Source organism: Actinosynnema pretiosum, assembly GCF_002354875.1.
GTDB classification, from domain to species: Bacteria; Actinomycetota; Actinomycetes; order Mycobacteriales; family Pseudonocardiaceae; genus Actinosynnema; species Actinosynnema auranticum.
On the sequence record NZ_CP023445.1, the window covers coordinates 3,946,240 to 3,962,657 of the forward strand.

At 75.2% G+C, this 16,418-nt stretch carries 15 protein-coding genes; 9 read left to right on the plus strand and 6 right to left on the minus strand.

The annotated features are described in order from the left end of the window. Window positions 1-63: 63 nt before the first annotated feature. Genes CNX65_RS16920 through CNX65_RS16930 form a run of 3 tightly spaced genes read left to right on the plus strand, consistent with a single transcriptional unit; the run spans window position 64 to window position 4,426 of the window. Window positions 64-1,791: a non-ribosomal peptide synthetase gene (locus CNX65_RS16920; protein WP_096494214.1), complete on the plus strand. Its 1,728-nt coding sequence runs from the start codon at window positions 64-66 to the stop codon at window positions 1,789-1,791. After that, window positions 1,788-3,056 carry a condensation domain-containing protein gene (locus CNX65_RS16925; protein WP_096494216.1) on the plus strand — a complete coding sequence of 423 codons (1,269 nt, stop codon included), beginning with the start codon at window positions 1,788-1,790 and terminating at the stop codon, window positions 3,054-3,056. The genes CNX65_RS16920 and CNX65_RS16925 overlap by 4 nt, the downstream gene beginning before the upstream one ends. After that, window positions 3,053-4,426, plus strand: a complete 1,374-nt coding sequence (locus tag CNX65_RS16930; protein WP_096494218.1) for an MFS transporter — start codon at window positions 3,053-3,055, stop codon at window positions 4,424-4,426. The genes CNX65_RS16925 and CNX65_RS16930 overlap by 4 nt, the downstream gene beginning before the upstream one ends. Window positions 4,427-4,436: 10 nt before the next feature. Here the strand turns inward: CNX65_RS16930 and CNX65_RS16935 are convergent, their stop codons facing one another. Then, window positions 4,437-5,357 carry an AraC family transcriptional regulator gene (locus CNX65_RS16935; RefSeq protein WP_177154606.1) on the minus strand — a complete coding sequence of 307 codons (921 nt, stop codon included), beginning with the start codon at window positions 5,355-5,357 and terminating at the stop codon, window positions 4,437-4,439. Window positions 5,358-5,443: 86 nt separating this feature from the next. Here CNX65_RS16935 and CNX65_RS16940 point away from each other — a divergent pair, with 86 nt between their 5' ends. Beyond that, complete coding sequence (locus CNX65_RS16940; RefSeq protein ID WP_198320489.1) at window positions 5,444-6,427, plus strand: NADP-dependent oxidoreductase; 984 nt, start codon at window positions 5,444-5,446, stop codon at window positions 6,425-6,427. A 3-nt stretch (window positions 6,428-6,430) separates the two neighbouring features. Here CNX65_RS16940 and CNX65_RS16945 read toward each other — a convergent pair whose 3' ends face one another. After that, the gene (locus tag CNX65_RS16945) at window positions 6,431-7,441 is read right to left on the minus strand and encodes an aldo/keto reductase (RefSeq protein WP_096494220.1); all 1,011 of its coding nucleotides are present in this window, start codon (window positions 7,439-7,441) and stop codon (window positions 6,431-6,433) included. A gap of 105 nt (window positions 7,442-7,546) precedes the next feature. Between CNX65_RS16945 and CNX65_RS16950 the strand changes: the two genes are divergently transcribed. After that, the gene (locus CNX65_RS16950) at window positions 7,547-8,476 is read left to right on the plus strand and encodes an AraC family transcriptional regulator (protein ID WP_198320490.1); all 930 of its coding nucleotides are present in this window, start codon (window positions 7,547-7,549) and stop codon (window positions 8,474-8,476) included. Here the strand turns inward: CNX65_RS16950 and CNX65_RS16955 are convergent. Beyond that, window positions 8,456-8,986, minus strand: coding sequence for a mycothiol transferase (locus tag CNX65_RS16955; RefSeq protein ID WP_096494222.1), 531 nt, complete (start codon window positions 8,984-8,986; stop codon window positions 8,456-8,458). The two genes, CNX65_RS16950 and CNX65_RS16955, sit on opposite strands and share 21 nt — an antisense overlap. Window positions 8,987-9,082: 96 nt before the next feature. Between CNX65_RS16955 and CNX65_RS16960 the strand changes: the two genes are divergently transcribed. Together CNX65_RS16960 and CNX65_RS16965 are read left to right on the plus strand one after the other, a co-directional pair. Next, a complete protein-coding gene (locus CNX65_RS16960) occupies window positions 9,083-11,419 on the plus strand; it encodes a phosphoketolase family protein (RefSeq protein ID WP_096494224.1) in 2,337 nt (778 codons plus the stop codon). After that, complete coding sequence (locus CNX65_RS16965; RefSeq protein WP_096497834.1) at window positions 11,416-12,507, plus strand: acetate/propionate family kinase; 1,092 nt, start codon at window positions 11,416-11,418, stop codon at window positions 12,505-12,507. Before CNX65_RS16960 ends, CNX65_RS16965 begins: the two co-directional genes overlap by 4 nt. 6 nt (window positions 12,508-12,513) lie before the next feature. Here the strand turns inward: CNX65_RS16965 and CNX65_RS16970 are convergent, their stop codons facing one another. Continuing rightward, window positions 12,514-13,179, minus strand: coding sequence for a hypothetical protein (locus CNX65_RS16970; protein ID WP_177154591.1), 666 nt, complete (start codon window positions 13,177-13,179; stop codon window positions 12,514-12,516). A gap of 106 nt (window positions 13,180-13,285) precedes the next feature. On the opposite strand from CNX65_RS16970, the gene CNX65_RS16975 reads away from it, so the two are divergent. After that, window positions 13,286-13,708: an NUDIX hydrolase gene (locus CNX65_RS16975; protein ID WP_198320491.1), complete on the plus strand. Its 423-nt coding sequence runs from the start codon at window positions 13,286-13,288 to the stop codon at window positions 13,706-13,708. A 22-nt stretch (window positions 13,709-13,730) separates the two neighbouring features. Here CNX65_RS16975 and CNX65_RS16980 read toward each other — a convergent pair whose 3' ends face one another. After that, window positions 13,731-14,291 carry a dihydrofolate reductase family protein gene (locus CNX65_RS16980; protein ID WP_096494230.1) on the minus strand — a complete coding sequence of 187 codons (561 nt, stop codon included), beginning with the start codon at window positions 14,289-14,291 and terminating at the stop codon, window positions 13,731-13,733. Window positions 14,292-14,474: 183 nt separating this feature from the next. Further along, window positions 14,475-15,485, minus strand: a complete 1,011-nt coding sequence (locus CNX65_RS16985) for a GlxA family transcriptional regulator (RefSeq protein WP_232519873.1) — start codon at window positions 15,483-15,485, stop codon at window positions 14,475-14,477. Window positions 15,486-15,595: 110 nt separating this feature from the next. On the opposite strand from CNX65_RS16985, the gene CNX65_RS16990 reads away from it, so the two are divergent. Beyond that, entirely contained in the window at window positions 15,596-16,234 is a 639-nt protein-coding gene (locus CNX65_RS16990; RefSeq protein WP_096494232.1) for an isochorismatase family protein, read from the plus strand. The last annotated feature ends 184 nt before the right edge of the window (window positions 16,235-16,418 follow it).

Sequence of the window (16,418 nt, forward strand, 5' to 3'; positions counted from 1 at the left end):
CCCGCCAGGGACCACCCGAGGAGCGCGGCACGACGTCCGCGCCCGAGCACCGCCAGGAGTCCGATGCCCAGCCCCGCAGGCCCGTTCCGCTCCCCGCAGACCGACGCCGAGCCGGTGCGGCTCACCCGCGCGTTCGCGGCGGCGGTCGCCCGGCACGCCGACCTGCCCGCCGTCGTCTCGGACACCGGGGCGCTCACCTACGCCGAACTGGACCGCCGCTCGGCGGGCTGGGCGGGCCACCTGGCCTTCCTCGGCGTCGCCCCCGGCGAGGTGGTGGCGGTGGAGCGGTCCGCCGACCCCGGCTCGGTGGCCGCGCTGCTGGCCGTGCTGCGGGCGGGCGCGATCGTGCTGCCGCTGGACCCGGTGCTGCCGGGTGCCCGGCGCGACGGGCTGCTCGCCGCGACCGGCGCGCGCGGCGTGCTCGCCCACCGCGCGGGCTCCTGGTCGCTCGACGGGCTGCCCCTGCTGGATAAGCCCTCGGTGGACGTCGAGCACCCGCACGCCTACGTGTTCACCACCTCCGGCAGCACCGGCACGCCCAAGGCGGTGCTGGGCGCGCACTCCGGACTCGGGCACTTCCTGGCCTGGCAGCGCGACGCGTTCGGCATCGGGCCCGGCGACCTGGTCGCCCAGCTCACCGGCTGGTCGTTCGACGTGTGCCTGCGCGAGCTGTTCACCCCGTTGGTGTCCGGCGCGGCGGTCGTCCTGCCGCCGCCGGGGCCGCCGACGGGCGCGCGGGTGTTCGAGTTCGCCGCCCGCACCGGGGTCACCGTGCTGCACGCCGTGCCCTCGCTCGCCCGCCGCTGGCTCGCCGAGGCGCGTCCGCTGCCGTCCGTGCGGGCCACGTTCTTCGCGGGTGAGCAGCTGACCGGCGAGCTGGTGACCGCGTGGCGGCGCGCGGTGCCCGGCGCGGTGGTCAACCTGTACGGACCGACCGAGACCACGCTGGCGAAGTTCGCGCACGTCGTCCCCGACCCGGCCCCGGCGGGCCCGCTGCCGGTCGGCTCGCCGCTGCCCGGTGTGGAGGCCGCGCTGGTCGACGGTGGGCTGGAGACCGCGCGCGCCGATGGCGCCGAGGGGGAGATCGTGCTGCGCACGCGCCACCGCGGCGCGGGCTACCTGGACGGGAACCCCTTCCACCCCAACCCGTTCACCGACGACCCCGACGACCTGCTCTACCGGACCGGCGACCTCGGCCGGTTCGACGAGGACGGGCTGCTGCGGGTGCTCGGGCGGGTCGACGACCAGGTGAAGGTGCGCGGGGTGCGGCTGGCGCTGCGCGAGGTCGGGGCGGCGCTCGACGCGGCGCCCGGCGTGCGGCAGGCCGCGGTGGTGCGTCGGGACGGACCGGACGGGGTCGAGCTGGTGGCGTTCGTGGCGGGCGGGCCGGTGCCTGCGGCGGTGCTGCGGGCGGCGGTGCTCGACCGGCTGCCCGCCGCCGCGGTGCCCGCCGAGTTCGTGTTCCTGCCGGAGATCCCGCTGCTGCCCAACGGGAAGGTGGACCGGCGGGCGCTGGGTGAGACCGTCGCCACCGCGCCCGCCCCGGTCCGGCCGGAGTGGGACGGGCTGGCCGGGCTGGTCGCCGGGATCTGCCGGGACGTGCTCGGCCGCGCGCCCGAGCGGCCCGAGCAGGACCTGTTCGACCTCGGCGCGGACTCGCTTACGGCCGTGGAGATCGCCGCCAGGCTGGAGGACGAGCTGGCGTTCGAGGTGCCGCTAGGGCTGGTCTACCAGGAGCCGACCGTGGCGCGGATCGTCGACGCGCTGCGCGGGCTGGGGGTGCGGGCGTGACGGAGGGCCTGGCCTCGTGGAACCAGCGGCACCGGTTGCGGCAGGGCGAGGGCGACGCGCGGCGGGGGGTGTTCAACCCGCACCACTCGGTGCTCGCGTTCCGCCTCGACGGCCGGGTGGAGGTCGCCGCGCTGGACCGGGCCTGGCGCGGGGTGCAGGCCAGGCACCCGGTGCTGCTGTCGAGCTTCGACGGCGACCGGTGGCGCTCCGGCCGGGACGCGGAGCCGGTCGGACTGGTCGAGGCTGGGGCGGGGATCGGGATCGGGGGAGTGGAGGCGGTCGCGACCGCCCCGTTCGACCTGGCGCGCGGACCGCTGGCCCGGCTGGTGCTGGCCCCGGACGTGCTGGTGCTGGTGCTGGAGCACCTGATCACCGACGGGTGGTCCAGGTCCGTGCTGGTGCGCGACCTCGGCGCGCTGTACGCGCGGGAGATCGGGCACGAGCCCGCCGCGCTGCCGGTGATCGGGCAGGACTACTTCGACTTCACCCAGGGGCAGAACGCCTACCTGGAGTCCGCGCGGGGGTTGGCCCTGCGCGCGCGCCTCGCTCGGGAGCTGGCCGACCTCGGCCCCGCGCCGAGCACCCCGCTGAACGCGGCGACCGGGCTCGGCGCGGCAGGCCCCGCCCCGGTGCGGCACGAGCGCAACCGGTGGGCGCGGTTCGCCCTGCCCGCCGAGCACTACGACCGGCTGGCGCCGCTGGCCGGGCGGACCGGCGTGTCCCGGCTCAACATCGCGCTGGGTGCCCTGCACACCGCCCTGTCCGCGCTGTCGGGGCTGCCGGAGGTCGCCACGACGGTGACCGTCGCCAACCGCGCCCGACCGGCCGTGCAGCAGAGCGTGGGCTGGTTCGCCAGCAAGGTGGTCGTGCGCAGCGCCCCCGGCGGGCTCGCCGACCCGGAGGGCTACCTGCGCGGGCTGCGCGCGGCGGTGGCCGGGGCGATCGACGCGAGCCGGGTGCCGTGGCCGGTGGTGATCCACGACCTGACCGACTGGTTCGGCGGGCAGGCGCGGACGCCGTTCGCCTCGTTCAACGCCAGGCCGGGGTCGATGGCGCGCGCCGAGCTGGTGCTTCCGGGCGTGGCCGCCACCGAGCTGGACGTGCACGCGGGTTGGCAGGACGCGGCGCTCGCGACGAGCTGGCAGGAGGCGGGGGACCTGCGGGTGTCGGTCAACTACAAGACGGACTGGTTCGGCGAGGCAGACGTCGAGCGGGTGTGGGAGCGGGTGGACGCGGTCCTGCGCGGGCTCGGGGAGGACCGGTGAGTGGCGCCGCGGACGGCGGCGCGGACCGGATCTCCGACCGGATCAGGTACGCCGTCGGCTCCGGGGTGCTGCTGCTCTCGCTGAACTCGGCCATGATCGCGGTCGCCCTGCCCGCCATCGCCTCCGCGTTCGACCTGACCTCCGGGACGTCGTGGCTGCTGTCCGGCCTGTACATCGCGACCGCCGTGGCCGCGCCGACGGCGGGCAGGCTCAGCGACCGGTACGGCCCCCGGCGCGTCTACCTGGTGGGGCTGGCGCTGATCGGCGTCGGCGCGGTGATCGGCCCGCTCGCCGACGGGGTGGTGGCACTGACCCTGAGCCGCGTGGTCATCGGGCTGGGCGGCGCGACCCAGTACCCGGCCGGGGTGGCGATGCTCAAGCGCTTCGCGAGCGCGACCGGCCGTACCCCCACGACCGCGCTGGCGACCATGTCGATCATGGGGCAGAGCGCGGTGGCGGCCGGTCCGGCACTGGGCGGCGCGCTGGTGACCTTCCTGGGCTGGCAGGCGATCTTCTGGGTGAACCTGCCCCTGGTGGCCGCCGCGCTGGTGTGGGTGCGGCGGGTGGCGCCCGCCGATCCGCCGCCGGACGGCGCGGGCGGCCGGGTCGACGTGCCGGGGCTGCTCACGTTCGTGGTCGGCGTGGTCCTGGTGATGGTGTCGCTGCTCAGCTCCGCCCAGGGCGGGTTCCTGTGGTGGCCGCTGCCGGTCGGGGCCGCCGTCCTGGCCGCGCACGTGTGGTGGGAGCGGCGGGCGCCCGCGCCGTTCCTGGACGTGCGGATGCTCGCCCGGCCCGCGCTCAGCCGCACCTACGCGCGCACCCTGGTGACCTACACGGCGTTCTACCTGATCTTCTACGGCCTGCCGCTGTGGTTGGTGACCGGCCGGGGCCTGCGCGCCGACCTGGCCGGTCTGCTGGTGCTGCCCATCGCGGTGGTGGGCATGGCGGGCACCGCGGCGGGCGCCCGGCTGGAGCGGCTGCGGGGCGTGCGGGCGGCGCTGCTGGTGGGCAACGCGGCGCTGGTGCTGTCCGGGACGGCGCTGTCGCTGCTGGGCGCGAGCACGCCGATCGTCGTGCTGCTGCTGGTCAGCGCGCTGATCGGGGTGCCGAACGGGTTCAACAGCATGGGCAACCAGAGCTCGATGGTCGCGGCGGCCCCGGTGGAGCGGATCGGGGCGGCGTCGGGCGTGTACCGCACCTGCCAGTACCTGGGCGCGGCGCTGGCGTCGGCCCTGATCGAGCTGATCACCGCGCAGGTCGGGGCGGAGGGGGCGATCACGGTGCTGGGGTTGCTGGTGCTGGCGTCGGGCGTCGGGCTGCTGTCGGCGTCGCTGCTGCGCTCGCGGGACCGGACGCCGGTGGCCGGGTAGCGCGGGGCGGTCACCCCGGTGACCCGCCGCCCGCCCGGTACTGCCCCGGCGTCATCCCCCTGGACCGGGTGAACGCCCGGCTGAACGCGGGCGCCGACCGGTACCCCACCCGCGCCGCGACGGACTCCACCGGGTCGCGGGTCCGGCGCAGGCGCACCGCCGCCAGGTCCATCCGCCACTGCGCCAGGTACGCCGCCGGGCTCTGGCCGATCGCCGCCGGGAAGCGGCGGGACAGGGTCGCGCGCGAGACCGCCAGGGCGGCGGCCAGCGACGCGGTGGTCCAGGGGCGGGCGGGTTCGGCGTGCAGGCGTTCCACCGCGCCGCGCACCAGCGGGTCGTCGAGCACGCCCAGCCAGGTGCCCACCTGCCGGGGCTGGGTCGGCAACCAGGCCCGCATGAGCTGCACGAGCAGGACGTCGACCAGGCTGTTCAGCACCGCCCGCCCACCCGGCCGGGGGCGCGCCAGCTCCCGCGCGAGCATCCGGACGGTGTCGTCGAAGCCCTCCGCGCCCCGGTCGCCCCGGATGTGCACCAGCTCGGGCAGCGCGCCGAGGACCTGGGTGCGCACGGTGTGGTCGCAGTCGTAGCCGATCGTGAGCACGCGCGTGTCGGCGGGCCGGTCCCCGAGCCGGATCACCTCGCCCGCCTCCTGCGCCCGGACCACCTCCGCCGGGTCGGCCACCGGCACGTCCGGGGAGCCGCTGAGCACGTGCGGCGGTCCGGCGGGCAGCAGCGCCACGTCACCGGCCGACAGCTCCAGCCACGACGGCGGGTCGCCGACCCGCAGCCAGGCGCGCCCCGCGAGGACCACGTGCAGCAGCGCCGAGGAGCAGCCCGCCAGCGGGACCGCCCAGCGCCCGCCTGCCTCGATCCGCGCCCCGAGCGCGCCGCGCACGCCGGACACCTCCAGCACGTCCGCGACGAGGTCCACCCGGCCATCCTAGGTGAGGCAAACGAGCAAGGAAGTGAGTCTTCGCAGCATCGACTGCCGCACCCGGTCCTCCATACGGTGGACCCATGACAACCGGCACCACCATGCGGGCGCTCGTCGCGACCGGCTACGGGGACCCCGACCAGCTCACCCTCGCCGAACTGCCCGTCCCCACCCCCGGCCTCGGCCAGGTCCTGGTCAGGATCGCCGCCGCCGCGGTCAACCCCACCGACCTGCGCGTGCTCACCGGCGGCTTCCGCGACCTGCTGGACCTGGAGTTCCCCTACACCCCCGGCAACGAGTTCGCCGGAACCGTCGTCGAGACCGGACCGGGGGTGACCCGCTACCGCGCCGGCGACGAGGTCTTCGGCATGGCCCTGCCCCGCCAGCTGCGCGCGGTGGCCGACCCCGGACGCCCGTCGCTGAGCACCGGCGCGCTCGCCGACCACGCGGTGTTCGAGGCGGACACCCCCGCCATCGGCCACCGCCCGTCCGCCCTGCCCCCGGACCTGGCCGCGTCCCTGCCGATCGCGGGCGGCACCACGCTCGCGCTCACCGCCGCGGCGAAGGTCCGCCCCGGCGAGAGCGTGCTGGTCGTCGGCGCGACCGGCCCGGTCGGCCTCACCCTCGTGCCGGTGCTGGCCGCCGCGGGCGCCGAGATCACCGCGACCGCCCGCACCGCCGAGGGCGCCGACCTGCTGCGCGGCCTCGGCGCCCACCACGTGGTCGGGCACGGCGCCTACCCCTCGGGCGTCGACGTCGTGCTCAACCTGGCGCTCCTGCCCGACGCCCTGCCCGACGCGGCCCGCGCCCTGCGGCCGGGCGGCAGGCTGCTCTCGATCGTCTTCCCGCCGCCCCGGCCCGAGCAGCTCGGGCGCGACGACGTCGACCTGGGCTTCGTGATGCACACCGGCGACGAGCGCACCGGGGCCGAGGCCGTCGCCGAGGCCGCGCTGGCGGGCGCCCTCACGACCCCGATCGCCCGCCGGTACCCGCTCGACGACGCCGTCGCGGCGCTGGTCGACCACGCGCGGGGCCGCCCGCTCGGCAAGATCGTCGTCACGGTCTGAGCGCTACACCGGGGCGAGCCGCTTGCGCTCGACCCGGTCGTGCTCGACCCACAGCCCGTGCGGGTACCCCAGTCGCGGCGCGCTCACCTCGGTCAACCGGTCGAGGTGGTGCGCCGGGATCTCCAGCTCGGCCGCCGCGAGGTTCGACGTGAACTGGGCCAGGTCCCTGGGCCCGATGATCGGGATCACGCCCCTGGCCATCGACCACCTGATCGCCACCTGGTCCGGCGTCACGCCGAGGTCCAGGGCGACGTCCTCGACCGCGTCCAGGACCCCCGTCGTGGCCGCGTCGTCCTCCCGGTGCAGGAACTGGCTGAGCACGCTCTCCGCCCGCCCCGTCCCGCCGCGCCGGTACTTGCCGGTCAGCAGCCCGCCGCCGAGGGGGGAGAACCCGAGCACGCCCAGGCCCAGGGCCTGCGCCATCGGCAGCAGCTCCCGGTCGGCGGCGCGCTCGACCAGGCTGTACTCGACCTGGATCGCCGTGACCGGCGACCACCCGCGCTGCTGCGCCAGCACGGTCCCGGCGGCCACCCGCCACGCGGGGAAGTTGCACAGCCCGGCGTAGAGGATCTTGCCCGCGCGCGTGAGATCGTCGAAGGCCCGCAGCACCTCCTCCACGGGCGTGCCCCCGTCGGCCACGTGCGCCCAGAAGACGTCCACCCGGTCGGTGCCCAGCCTGCGCAGGCTCTGCTCCAGGGACTGGACCATGGCCTTGCGGCTGTTGCCGGTCAGGTGCAGGCCGCTGGAGGGTGTGGTCCCCGTGCTGTACTTCGTCGCCAGGACGACGTCCTCGCGGTCCGAGGCGATGAGGTCCGCCAGGTGCTCCTCGGCGTCCCCGGCCTGGTAGTTCGAGGCGGTGTCGATGAAGTTCCCGCCCGCCTCCCGGTAGGCGTCGTACATCGCCCGCGCCTCGGACGCCCGCGCCCCGTGCCCCCAGCCCGTGCCGAAGTTGCCCGTCCCCAGCGACAACTCCGACACGCGCAGCCCGGAGCCGCCAAGAAATCGGTAACGCATGAGTGCTCCGCTCCTCACGTGGATCGGGCGCGGGCAGGTTCCCCGCGCCCGGCGGCCCAGCCGCCGGACACCATCGTTCCCAGCGCTGGTCGTATAGTCCATAACGTGGAGTCCAGTAATCCTTATCGATCGTCCAGGGCCGAGGTCACGCTGGACGTCAGCGACCCGGTCCGGCAGGTCCTGGCGCTGGCCCGGCCGAGGGCCGTCGTCCCGGCCCCGCTCCGCGCGACGGCCCCGTGGGGAGCCCGGTTCACGCCGTTCCCGCACATCAAGCTCGGCGCGGTGGTGGAAGGCGAGTTCTGGTTGTGCGTGGACGGCCTGGACCCCGTCCTGCTCGGCGCAGGCGACTTCTACCTGCTCGGGAACCCGCCCGCCTACGGCCTCGGCAGTTCGGTCGAGACGGCGCGGGAGGGCGTTCCCGGCAACGGCCCCGGCGCTGTCGCGCACACGTGCAGCGTCGACTTCGAGTTCCGGGACGCCGACGCCTCCACGCTGTTCTCGGCCCTGCCCCCGGCCGTCGTCATCAGGGCGGACGAGACCGGCGGGCAGCTGCTCTGGAACCTCGCGACCCTGCTCGTGCACGAGTTCCAGGAGCCCAGGACGGGCCAGTCGCTCGTCCTGGAGCACCTGGCCCAGATCCTCCTGGTGCACATGCTCAGGTCGCACGCCGACTCCTCCCGCGAGCCCCTGGGCTGGCTCGCGTCGGTGGTCGACGACGGGATCGGGGCCGTGCTGCGCGCCGTGCACGCCGAGCCCGGCCACCGCTGGACGCTGGAGGAGCTCGCCGCGATCGCCCGGATGTCCCGCTCGTCCTTCGCGGTGAACTTCCGGACCAGGGTGGGGAAGCCGCCCCTGGACTACCTCATCGACTGGCGGATGCACCTGGCGCGCGCCGCGCTGCGCACGGACGACTCCCTCACCTCGATCGCGGGGGCCATCGGCTACCGGTCCGAGAGCGCGTTCAGCACCGCCTTCCGGCGCGTCGTCGGCGTGTCACCGCGCGAGTTCCGCGTCTCACTGCGCGCCCGATCCTGACACGCCCCGCACGAAAGCCGCCTGCCCGACGTGCTGGAGGTCGTCCTCGACCACGCTGAGCAGCCGCACCGCCAGGGTCACCGGCGGGTCCCACGAGTCGTCCACGACCCTGGTCAGGTCCTCGGCGCTCACCGTGCGCAGGTACGCCTCGGTGCGCTCGTGCACCGCCCGGTGGTAGCCCAGCAGCAGCTCGGCGGGCGCGACGACGGCCGTCACCCGGTCGGCGTCGTGCCCGTACCCGGTGTCGTCCACCGGCAGCGGCAGGTCGAACCGCTCGGACCAGCCGTCGGCGGTCCAGACCTGCTCCGCGCCCGCCACCTCGGCCACGTGGTCGTCCTGCACGCGGGTCAGGTGCCACACCAGCCACGCGATCGGGTTCCCCGTGCCGCCCACCCGGTGCGCGAGCTGCTCGGGCGTCACACCGTCCAGCACCCGCTCCACGGACTCCCGCACCCGCCCGAACCCGTCCGACAGCACGTCGACGGCGCTGACCTCGCTCTTGGTCGTCATGGCCACCGGAGTACCCAGCCGCCCGCGCTTCCACCTCGGCGACGCGAACCGGACAAATCGGTGGTGTGCCCCGGCGCGCGCGGGGAATACGTGCGCATGACGACCACGCAGACGCGCGGCACGGAGGCCGTCCGGCGCTACCGCAGGGCGTGCGACTACGCCGCCGCGGCCATGATCTACCTCAAGGACAACGCGCTGCTGCGCGAACCGCTGCGCCGCGAGCACCTCAAGCCCAGGCTGCTCGGCCACTGGGGCACCTGCCCCGGCATCACCTTCCTGAACGCCGGCCTGAACGGCCTCGTCCAGCGCACCGGGCAGCGCACCCTGCTGGTCACCGGCCCCGGCCACGGCGCGCCCGCCGTGCACGCCACCCTCTGGCTGGAGGGCACCCACGCCGAGCTGGACCCCGCGCTGGGCCGCGACGGCGAGGGCCTGACCGAGCTGGTGCGCCGCTTCTCCTGGCCCGGCGGCTTCCCCAGCCACCTCTCGCCGGAGGTGCCCGGCGTGATCCACGAGGGCGGCGAGCTGGGCTACGCGCTGGCCACCGCGTTCGGCGCGGCCATGGACAAGCCCGACCTGCTGGTGGCCTGCCTGGTCGGCGACGGCGAGGCCGAGACCGGCCCCACGGCGGGCTCCTGGCACGCCGGCAAGTACCTCTCGCCGCACACCGACGGCGCGGTCCTGCCCGTGCTGCACGCCAACGGCTACAAGATCGCCTCGCCCACGGTCTACGGCTGCATGGACGACACCGAGCTGACCGCGTACTTCAGCGGCGCGGGCTGGTCCCCGCGCATCGTGGACGTGACCCGGACCGACGACCCGGACGCCCTGCTCGCCGAGGCGCTGGCCTGGGCGCACGACGAGAACACCGCCCTGCGCGAGCGCTGGCGGCCGGGGGAGCGGGCGGTGCGGCCGATGCTGGTGCTGCGCTCCCCGAAGGGCTGGGGCGTGCCCGAGCACGACGCCGCGGGCGATCCCCTGGAAGGCACCTTCCGCGCCCACCAGGTCCCGCTCGGCGCGGTCCACGAGGACGACGACGAACTCGCCCTGCTGGAGCGCTGGCTGCGCTCCTACCGCCCCGAGGAGCTGTTCGACGCCGACGGCCGCCCGCACGAGGACGTCCTCGCCCAACTGCCCCCGGAGCACCTGCGCCTGGGCCGCGTCCCCGAGGCCAACGGCGGCCGGTTGCGCCGCGACCTGCCGCTGCCCGACGTGACCCGCTTCGCCGTCGACGTCCCCGAACCCGGCGCAGGCTCCACCAGCCCCACCGACGTGGCGGGCCGCTGGCTGGCCGAGCTGCTGCGCGCCACCGAGGACCGCCGCGACTTCCGCGTGTTCTGCCCCGACGAGCTGGAGTCCAACAAGCTCGGCGCCGTCCTGGACGCCACCGACCGGGGCTTCACCTGGCCGCTGCCGGACACCGCCGAGCACGTCGCGCCCGGCGGGCGGGTGCTGGAGGTGCTGTCCGAGCACCTGTGCCAGGGCTGGGCGCAGGGCTACCTGCTGACCGGTCGGCACGCGCTGTTCCCGTGCTACGAGGCGTTCGCGTCCATCGTGGACAGCATGGTGAACCAGCACGCCAAGTTCCTCAAGATGTCCGGCGAGGTGCCGTGGCGCGAGCCGGTGGCGAGCCTGAACTACCTGCTCACCAGCGAGGGCTGGCGGCAGGAGCACAACGGCTACAGCCACCAGGGCCCCGGCTTCCTCAACAACCTGCTGACCAAGAAGTCCTCCACCGCCCGCGTCTACCTGCCGCCGGACGCGAACACCCTCTTGGTGACCCTGCGGGACTGCCTGGCCTCCACCGACCGGATCAACCTGGTGGTGGCGGGCAAGAACGCGGGCGCCCAGTGGCTGGACCCGCAGGCCGCCGAGCGGCACTGCGCGGCGGGCGCGGGCGTGTGGGAGTGGGCCTGCCACGGCGACGGCGACCCGGACGTGGTGCTGGCGTGCGCGGGCGGCGTCCCCACGGTGGAGGCGCTGGCGGCGGCGTCGATCCTGCGCGAGCGCGCCCCCGACCTGGCCGTGCGCGTGGTCAACGTGGTGGACCTGCTGTCCCTGGCCCCCGCCGACCGCCACCCGCACGGCCTGTCCGACGAGGCCTTCACGGCCTGCTTCCCCGAGGACGTCCCCGTGGTCCTCGCCTTCCACGGCTACCCCTCGGCCGTCCACGAGACCCTGCACGGCCGCCCCGGCTCCGACCGGTTCCACGTGCACGGCTACCTGGAGGAGGGCACCACGACCACGCCCTACGACCTGCTCGCGGCCAACCGCATGAGCCGCCACGACCTGGCCGCCGACGCGCTGCGCCGCGCCGGCCGTGCCGAGGACCTGGCGAAGCGCCTGCTGGCCGAGCGCGACGACCTGGTCGCGGCGGCGCACCGCGACGGCGTGGACCCCGAGGAGATCACCGACTGGAGGTGGACCGCGTGAGCGCCGTCCTGACCGTCAACGCCGGGTCGAACAGTCTCAAGGCGCACCTGGTCGACCCCGGTGCCGAGGAGGTCCTGGACTCGGTCGACGTGGAGGGCCCACCGGACTCCGACGAGGCCCGCGAGGCCCTGGACGCCCTTCTGTCCGATGTGGACGACCTGGCCGCGGTGGCCCACCGCCTGGTCCACGGCGGTCCCGACCTGCGCGCGCCCGCCGTCGTCGACGACAAGTCCCTGGCCGCTGCCCACCGCGCGGAAACCCTGGCCCCGCTGCACGTTCCGCCCGCGCTGCGCCTGCTGGACGTGCTGCGCGACCGCCTCCCGGACCCGCCGCACGTGCTGTGCCCGGACACCGCGTTCCACGCCGACCTGCCCGAGGAGGCCACCACCTACCCGCTCCCGTCCGAGTGGCGCGAGCGGCACGGCCTGCGCCGCTACGGCTTTCACGGCCTGTCCTACCGCTGGGCCCTGGACCGCGCCGCCGAACTCCTGGACCGCCCGGCCGAGAGCTTGGCCGTCCTGATGACCCACCTGGGCGGCGGCTGCTCGGTGTGCGCCGTGCGCGGGGGCCGCAGCGTCGACACCTCGATGGGCTTCACCCCGCTGGAGGGCGTGCCGATGTCGAAGCGCTCGGGCAGCGTGGATCCGGGGATGCTGCTGTGGCTGCTGCGCAACGGCGTCGACCTGGACGAGCTGGAACGGGGCCTGAACCACGAGTCCGGCCTACTTGGCCTGTCCGGCGGGAGGTCCGGCGACACCCGCGACCTGGTCGCGGCGGCGGGGGAGGACCCGGCGGCGGCGCTGGCGCTGCGCGTGTTCGCCCACCGCGTCCGCCGCGAGCTCGCCGCAGCCGCGACCAGCCTGGACCGGTTGGACGCGCTGGTGTTCACCGGCGAGATCGGCTGGGACCAGCCGGAGGTGCGCGCCGACGTCGTGGCGGGCCTGTCCCTGCTCGGCGTCCCCGGTGAGCTGATCCCGGACCGCGACGGCGACGGCCTGATCAGCCCGCCGGACGCCGTCGTGCCGGTGCTGCTGGTGCGCCCGCGCGAGGAGCTCCAGCTGTGCCGGGAGGCGCTGAAAGCGTTGTAGCGCAACCTAAGCGCCGTTCTCCGGCGCCAGCCCGAACAAGGCCCGGTGGATCTCCCCGAACACGAAGTCGTGGGCGTCCACCGGGTCGTCCAGGAACGCCACCACCACACCCCCGCTCGCCGTCGACCGCACGCGCGCCGCCACGACCGCCGGGAACTCCGGCAGCCGGGCGGCGCGCTCGGCGTCGAAGTGGGTCCACCAGCCGAAGCAGTCCGGGAAGCAGCCGGGCGGCGGCGGGTTCTCGAAGTCCAGTTCGCCACCGCGCACCCGCCACACCTGCTCGACCGACCACTCGTCCACGACGGTCCCGAAACTCGCCCCGAACCGCTCGGCCGCCACGGTCCAGAGCTCGGTGAGGCGGCGGTGCAGGTCGGGGGTGAACCGGGAGCGCTTGATCGACCAGCTCGACTGCGACTCGCGCACGTCGAACCAGACCTCCTCCTCCGCAGGCCACAGTGTGCAGCTGTGGTACGTCCCGGAGGCGAGCGCGGCCACGAGGTCGTCGCGGTCCAACCGGTCGAACTCTCCGGAATCGTCGGCGCGGAACGCGGAGATCAGCCCGTCCTCCGGGTGCCCGATGCGCAGCCCGGCGCCCACCGCCAGGTCGAACAGCCCGGCGATCACCTCCGGCGTGCGGCCGACGTGCAGAGTCCAGTCCCAGTCGTTGCCCACGACAGGTGGTGGTGCGCCAGGACACCGCTGCCTGCGAGCCGAACGATCTCGGCGCTGTTCACGCCGGCCACCCTACGATCGCCCCAACCGACCCGAGGACGTGACCGTGAAGCCGACCGTGCGCAAGGTGGTGGCCTTCGTCGTCCACGAGGGCAAGCTGGCCGTGTTCCGCCAGGACGACGAGGCGGCGGGCCTGCAAGTCCCCGCAGGGACCCTGCGCCCAGGCGAGGACCCGGAACACGGCGCCCTCCGCGAGGCGACGGAGGAAACGGGTCTGCCGAACCTCCGGGTAATCGCCTACCTGGGCCGCTACCGCTACGACATCACCCCGTTCCGCGAGGAGATCCAGGACCGCTCGGTGTTCCTCCTGACCGTGGACGGCAACCCCCCGGACCGCTGGGACAGCGCCGAAACCCACGACGGCCTCCTCCCGCCGACCCCGCTGCACTTCCACTGGGTCCCGCTGGGCGACCCGGAACTGGAGCAGCTCGTGGTCGGCCAGGGCACCCTGCTGGACAGGATCACGTGACGGCGCTGGGCGACGGCGCCCCTCACCGCCGCCCGTACCTGGTCAGCACCACCCCACCGGGGAACGTCCGCGTCTCCACCAGTTCCAACCCCACCCGCCCGTCGAGCGCGGGAAAGAACGGCGCGCCCCCGCCCACCAGCACCGGGTGGGTGACGATCTCGTACTCGTCCACCAGCCCGGCCCGCACCGCCGCCCCGCCCAACCGCGCGCCACCCACCCGCATCGGCCCGCCGTCCCCGTCCCTGAGCCGGGCGATCTCGTCGACCGCGTCCCCGGACACCACCCGCGTGTTCCAGTCCACGTCGATGGCCGAGGAGGTGAACACCACCTTCGGCGTCTCCCGCCAGTTCCGCGCGAACGCCACCTCCGCCGCGTTCGCCCCCGGCAGCTGGTCGGCGGTAGGCCAGTGCGCGCTCATCGCCTCCCACAACCCGCGCCCGTACAGGAACAGCTCGACCGCCTGCTCCCGCTCCAACCACCACTCGAACAACTCGTCACTGGGCGAACTCCACCCCAGGTCCCCACCGGGCGCAGCCACGTACCCGTCGACGCTCACGTTCATCCCGAAGATCAGCTTCCGCATGGCCGCATCCTCCCGCGCGGGTCCGACACCCCGCGCCCCCGCGACCGGGCCTCCCACGACCGGGGGCAACGGCCCCCGGCGCCGGTCGAACCGCGCCAGGCCTTGCCCGGCGTCAGCCCGCGCACCCCGACCAGCAGGCTGCACCGAGGCGCGCGGCGTCGTGACGCACCGCCTGCCCTGAGATCACCGCGCGGCAGGACGCCGGCGACGAAGGCCCGCGCCGTCCGGGGGACGGGCGTCGAAGCGGCGGCGGTACTCCGACGGCGAGGTGGCGAAGGCCGCGGCGAACCGCTGCCGCAGGGTGACCGCGCTGCCGAAACCGCAGCTCGCGGCGACCTGGTCGATCGGCAGGTCCGTGGACTCCAGCAGCCTGCGGGCCTCGTCCAGGCGCTGCCGCCTGACCCACACCGCCGGGGTCTCGCCGGTGGCGGTCTGGAACGCCCGGATGAAGGTGCGCCTGCTCAGGTGCGCGACCTGGGCCAGCCGCTCGACCGGCAGCGGTTCCGCCAGGTGCCGCAGCGCCCACTCCAGCACGACGGCGATCGGGTCGTCCACCGCCCGCGCGGGCAGCGGGCGCTCGACGTACTGCGCCTGCCCGCCCTCGCGGTGCGGCGCCACCACCAGGCTGCGGGCGACCCGGTTGGCCGCGGCGGCCCCGAGCCTGCCGCGCACCAGGTGCAGGCAGGCGTCGAGCGCCGAGGCGGTGCCCGCCGAGGTCAGCACGTCCCCGTGGTCGACGTACAGCACCGAGGCGTCCACGTCGACGTCGCGGTGGCGCGCGGCGAGCACGTCGACGGCCTGCCAGTGCGTCACGGCGGTGCGCCGGGACAGCAGGCCCGCGTCCGCGACGGCGATCGCGCCCAGGCACAGCCCGGCGATCGTGGCGCCGCGCCCGTGGGCCTTGGCCAGTGCCCGGCGCAGCACCGGGCCCGCGGCGCGGCCGTCCTCGTACCAGGAGGGGACGACCACGACGTCCGCCTCCTCGGCCGCCGACGGGCCGCGCACCTCGCCGATCGGGTAGCCCTCGGCGGTGCGGACCGACCCGGCCCGGTCGGCGAACAGGACCGTCGTCCAGTCGCCCAGCCCCTGCCGCCTGACCTCGTCGAAGACGAGCTGCGGCACGGCGAGGTGGAACATCGTGACCCCGTCGAAGGCGTGGACGGCGATGCGCAGGGCGTCCCCGGTGGTTGGCACGAATCCATCGTAAGCACGCACCCGTGCCAATGGTGCGGGCGGGTCCAGGGCTCCATGCTCGACGTGCCGCCCACCGGGGCGGCTTCCCCACCACGAGGAGCCCACCGGTCATGACCGCCCCCCACCGCGCCCTGGTCGTCGTCGACGTGCAGCAGGAGTACTTCGGCGGCCCGCTGGAGATCCAGCACCCGCCGCACGCCGAGTCGCTGCCCCGGATCGCGCGGGCGATCGACGCGGCCACCGCCGCGGGCGTCCCCGTCGCCGTGGTCCAGCACGCGGCGGGGGAGGGCTCGCCCGTGTTCGACCCGACCCGGCCTGGCTTCCTGCTGCACCCCGAGGTGGAGCGCAGGCGCGCGGACGGCTGGAAGTCGATCACCAAGCGGCACGGCACCGTCTTCGCGGGCACCGACCTGCTCGCCTGGTTGCGGGAGCGCGGGGTCGACACCGTCACCCTCGTCGGCTACATGACCAACAACTGCGTGCTCGCCTCCGCCGCCGAGGCCGAGGTCCACGGCTTGGCCGCCGAGGTGCTCTCCGACGCCACCGGCGCGATCCACATCGCCAACGACGCGGGCTGCGCAGACGCCAGGACCGTCCACAGCACGCTGATGGCGCTGCTCCACTCGAACTTCGCCGCCGTCGCCGACACCGGGACCTGGGTCGACGCCGTCGGCGCGGGGCGAGCGCTGCCCAAGTCCGACCTCGGCTCCTCCGCCGCGGAGGGTGCGCGGCGCGCCGGGCAGGCCTGATCCGCACCCGCACCCGCACCCGTGCCCGCCTGAGGCCGAGCCGCCCGCCGGACCGGCGCCCAACCCCCGCCTGGGACCGCCCACCCACCACCTGATCGGTGCCTCTTCGCCCCGCGCACGGGTGAGCGCCGCCCCCGGTGCCAATAGTGGTCGGGGAGCCCCGGTCAGGCGGGGGAGCGCGGTG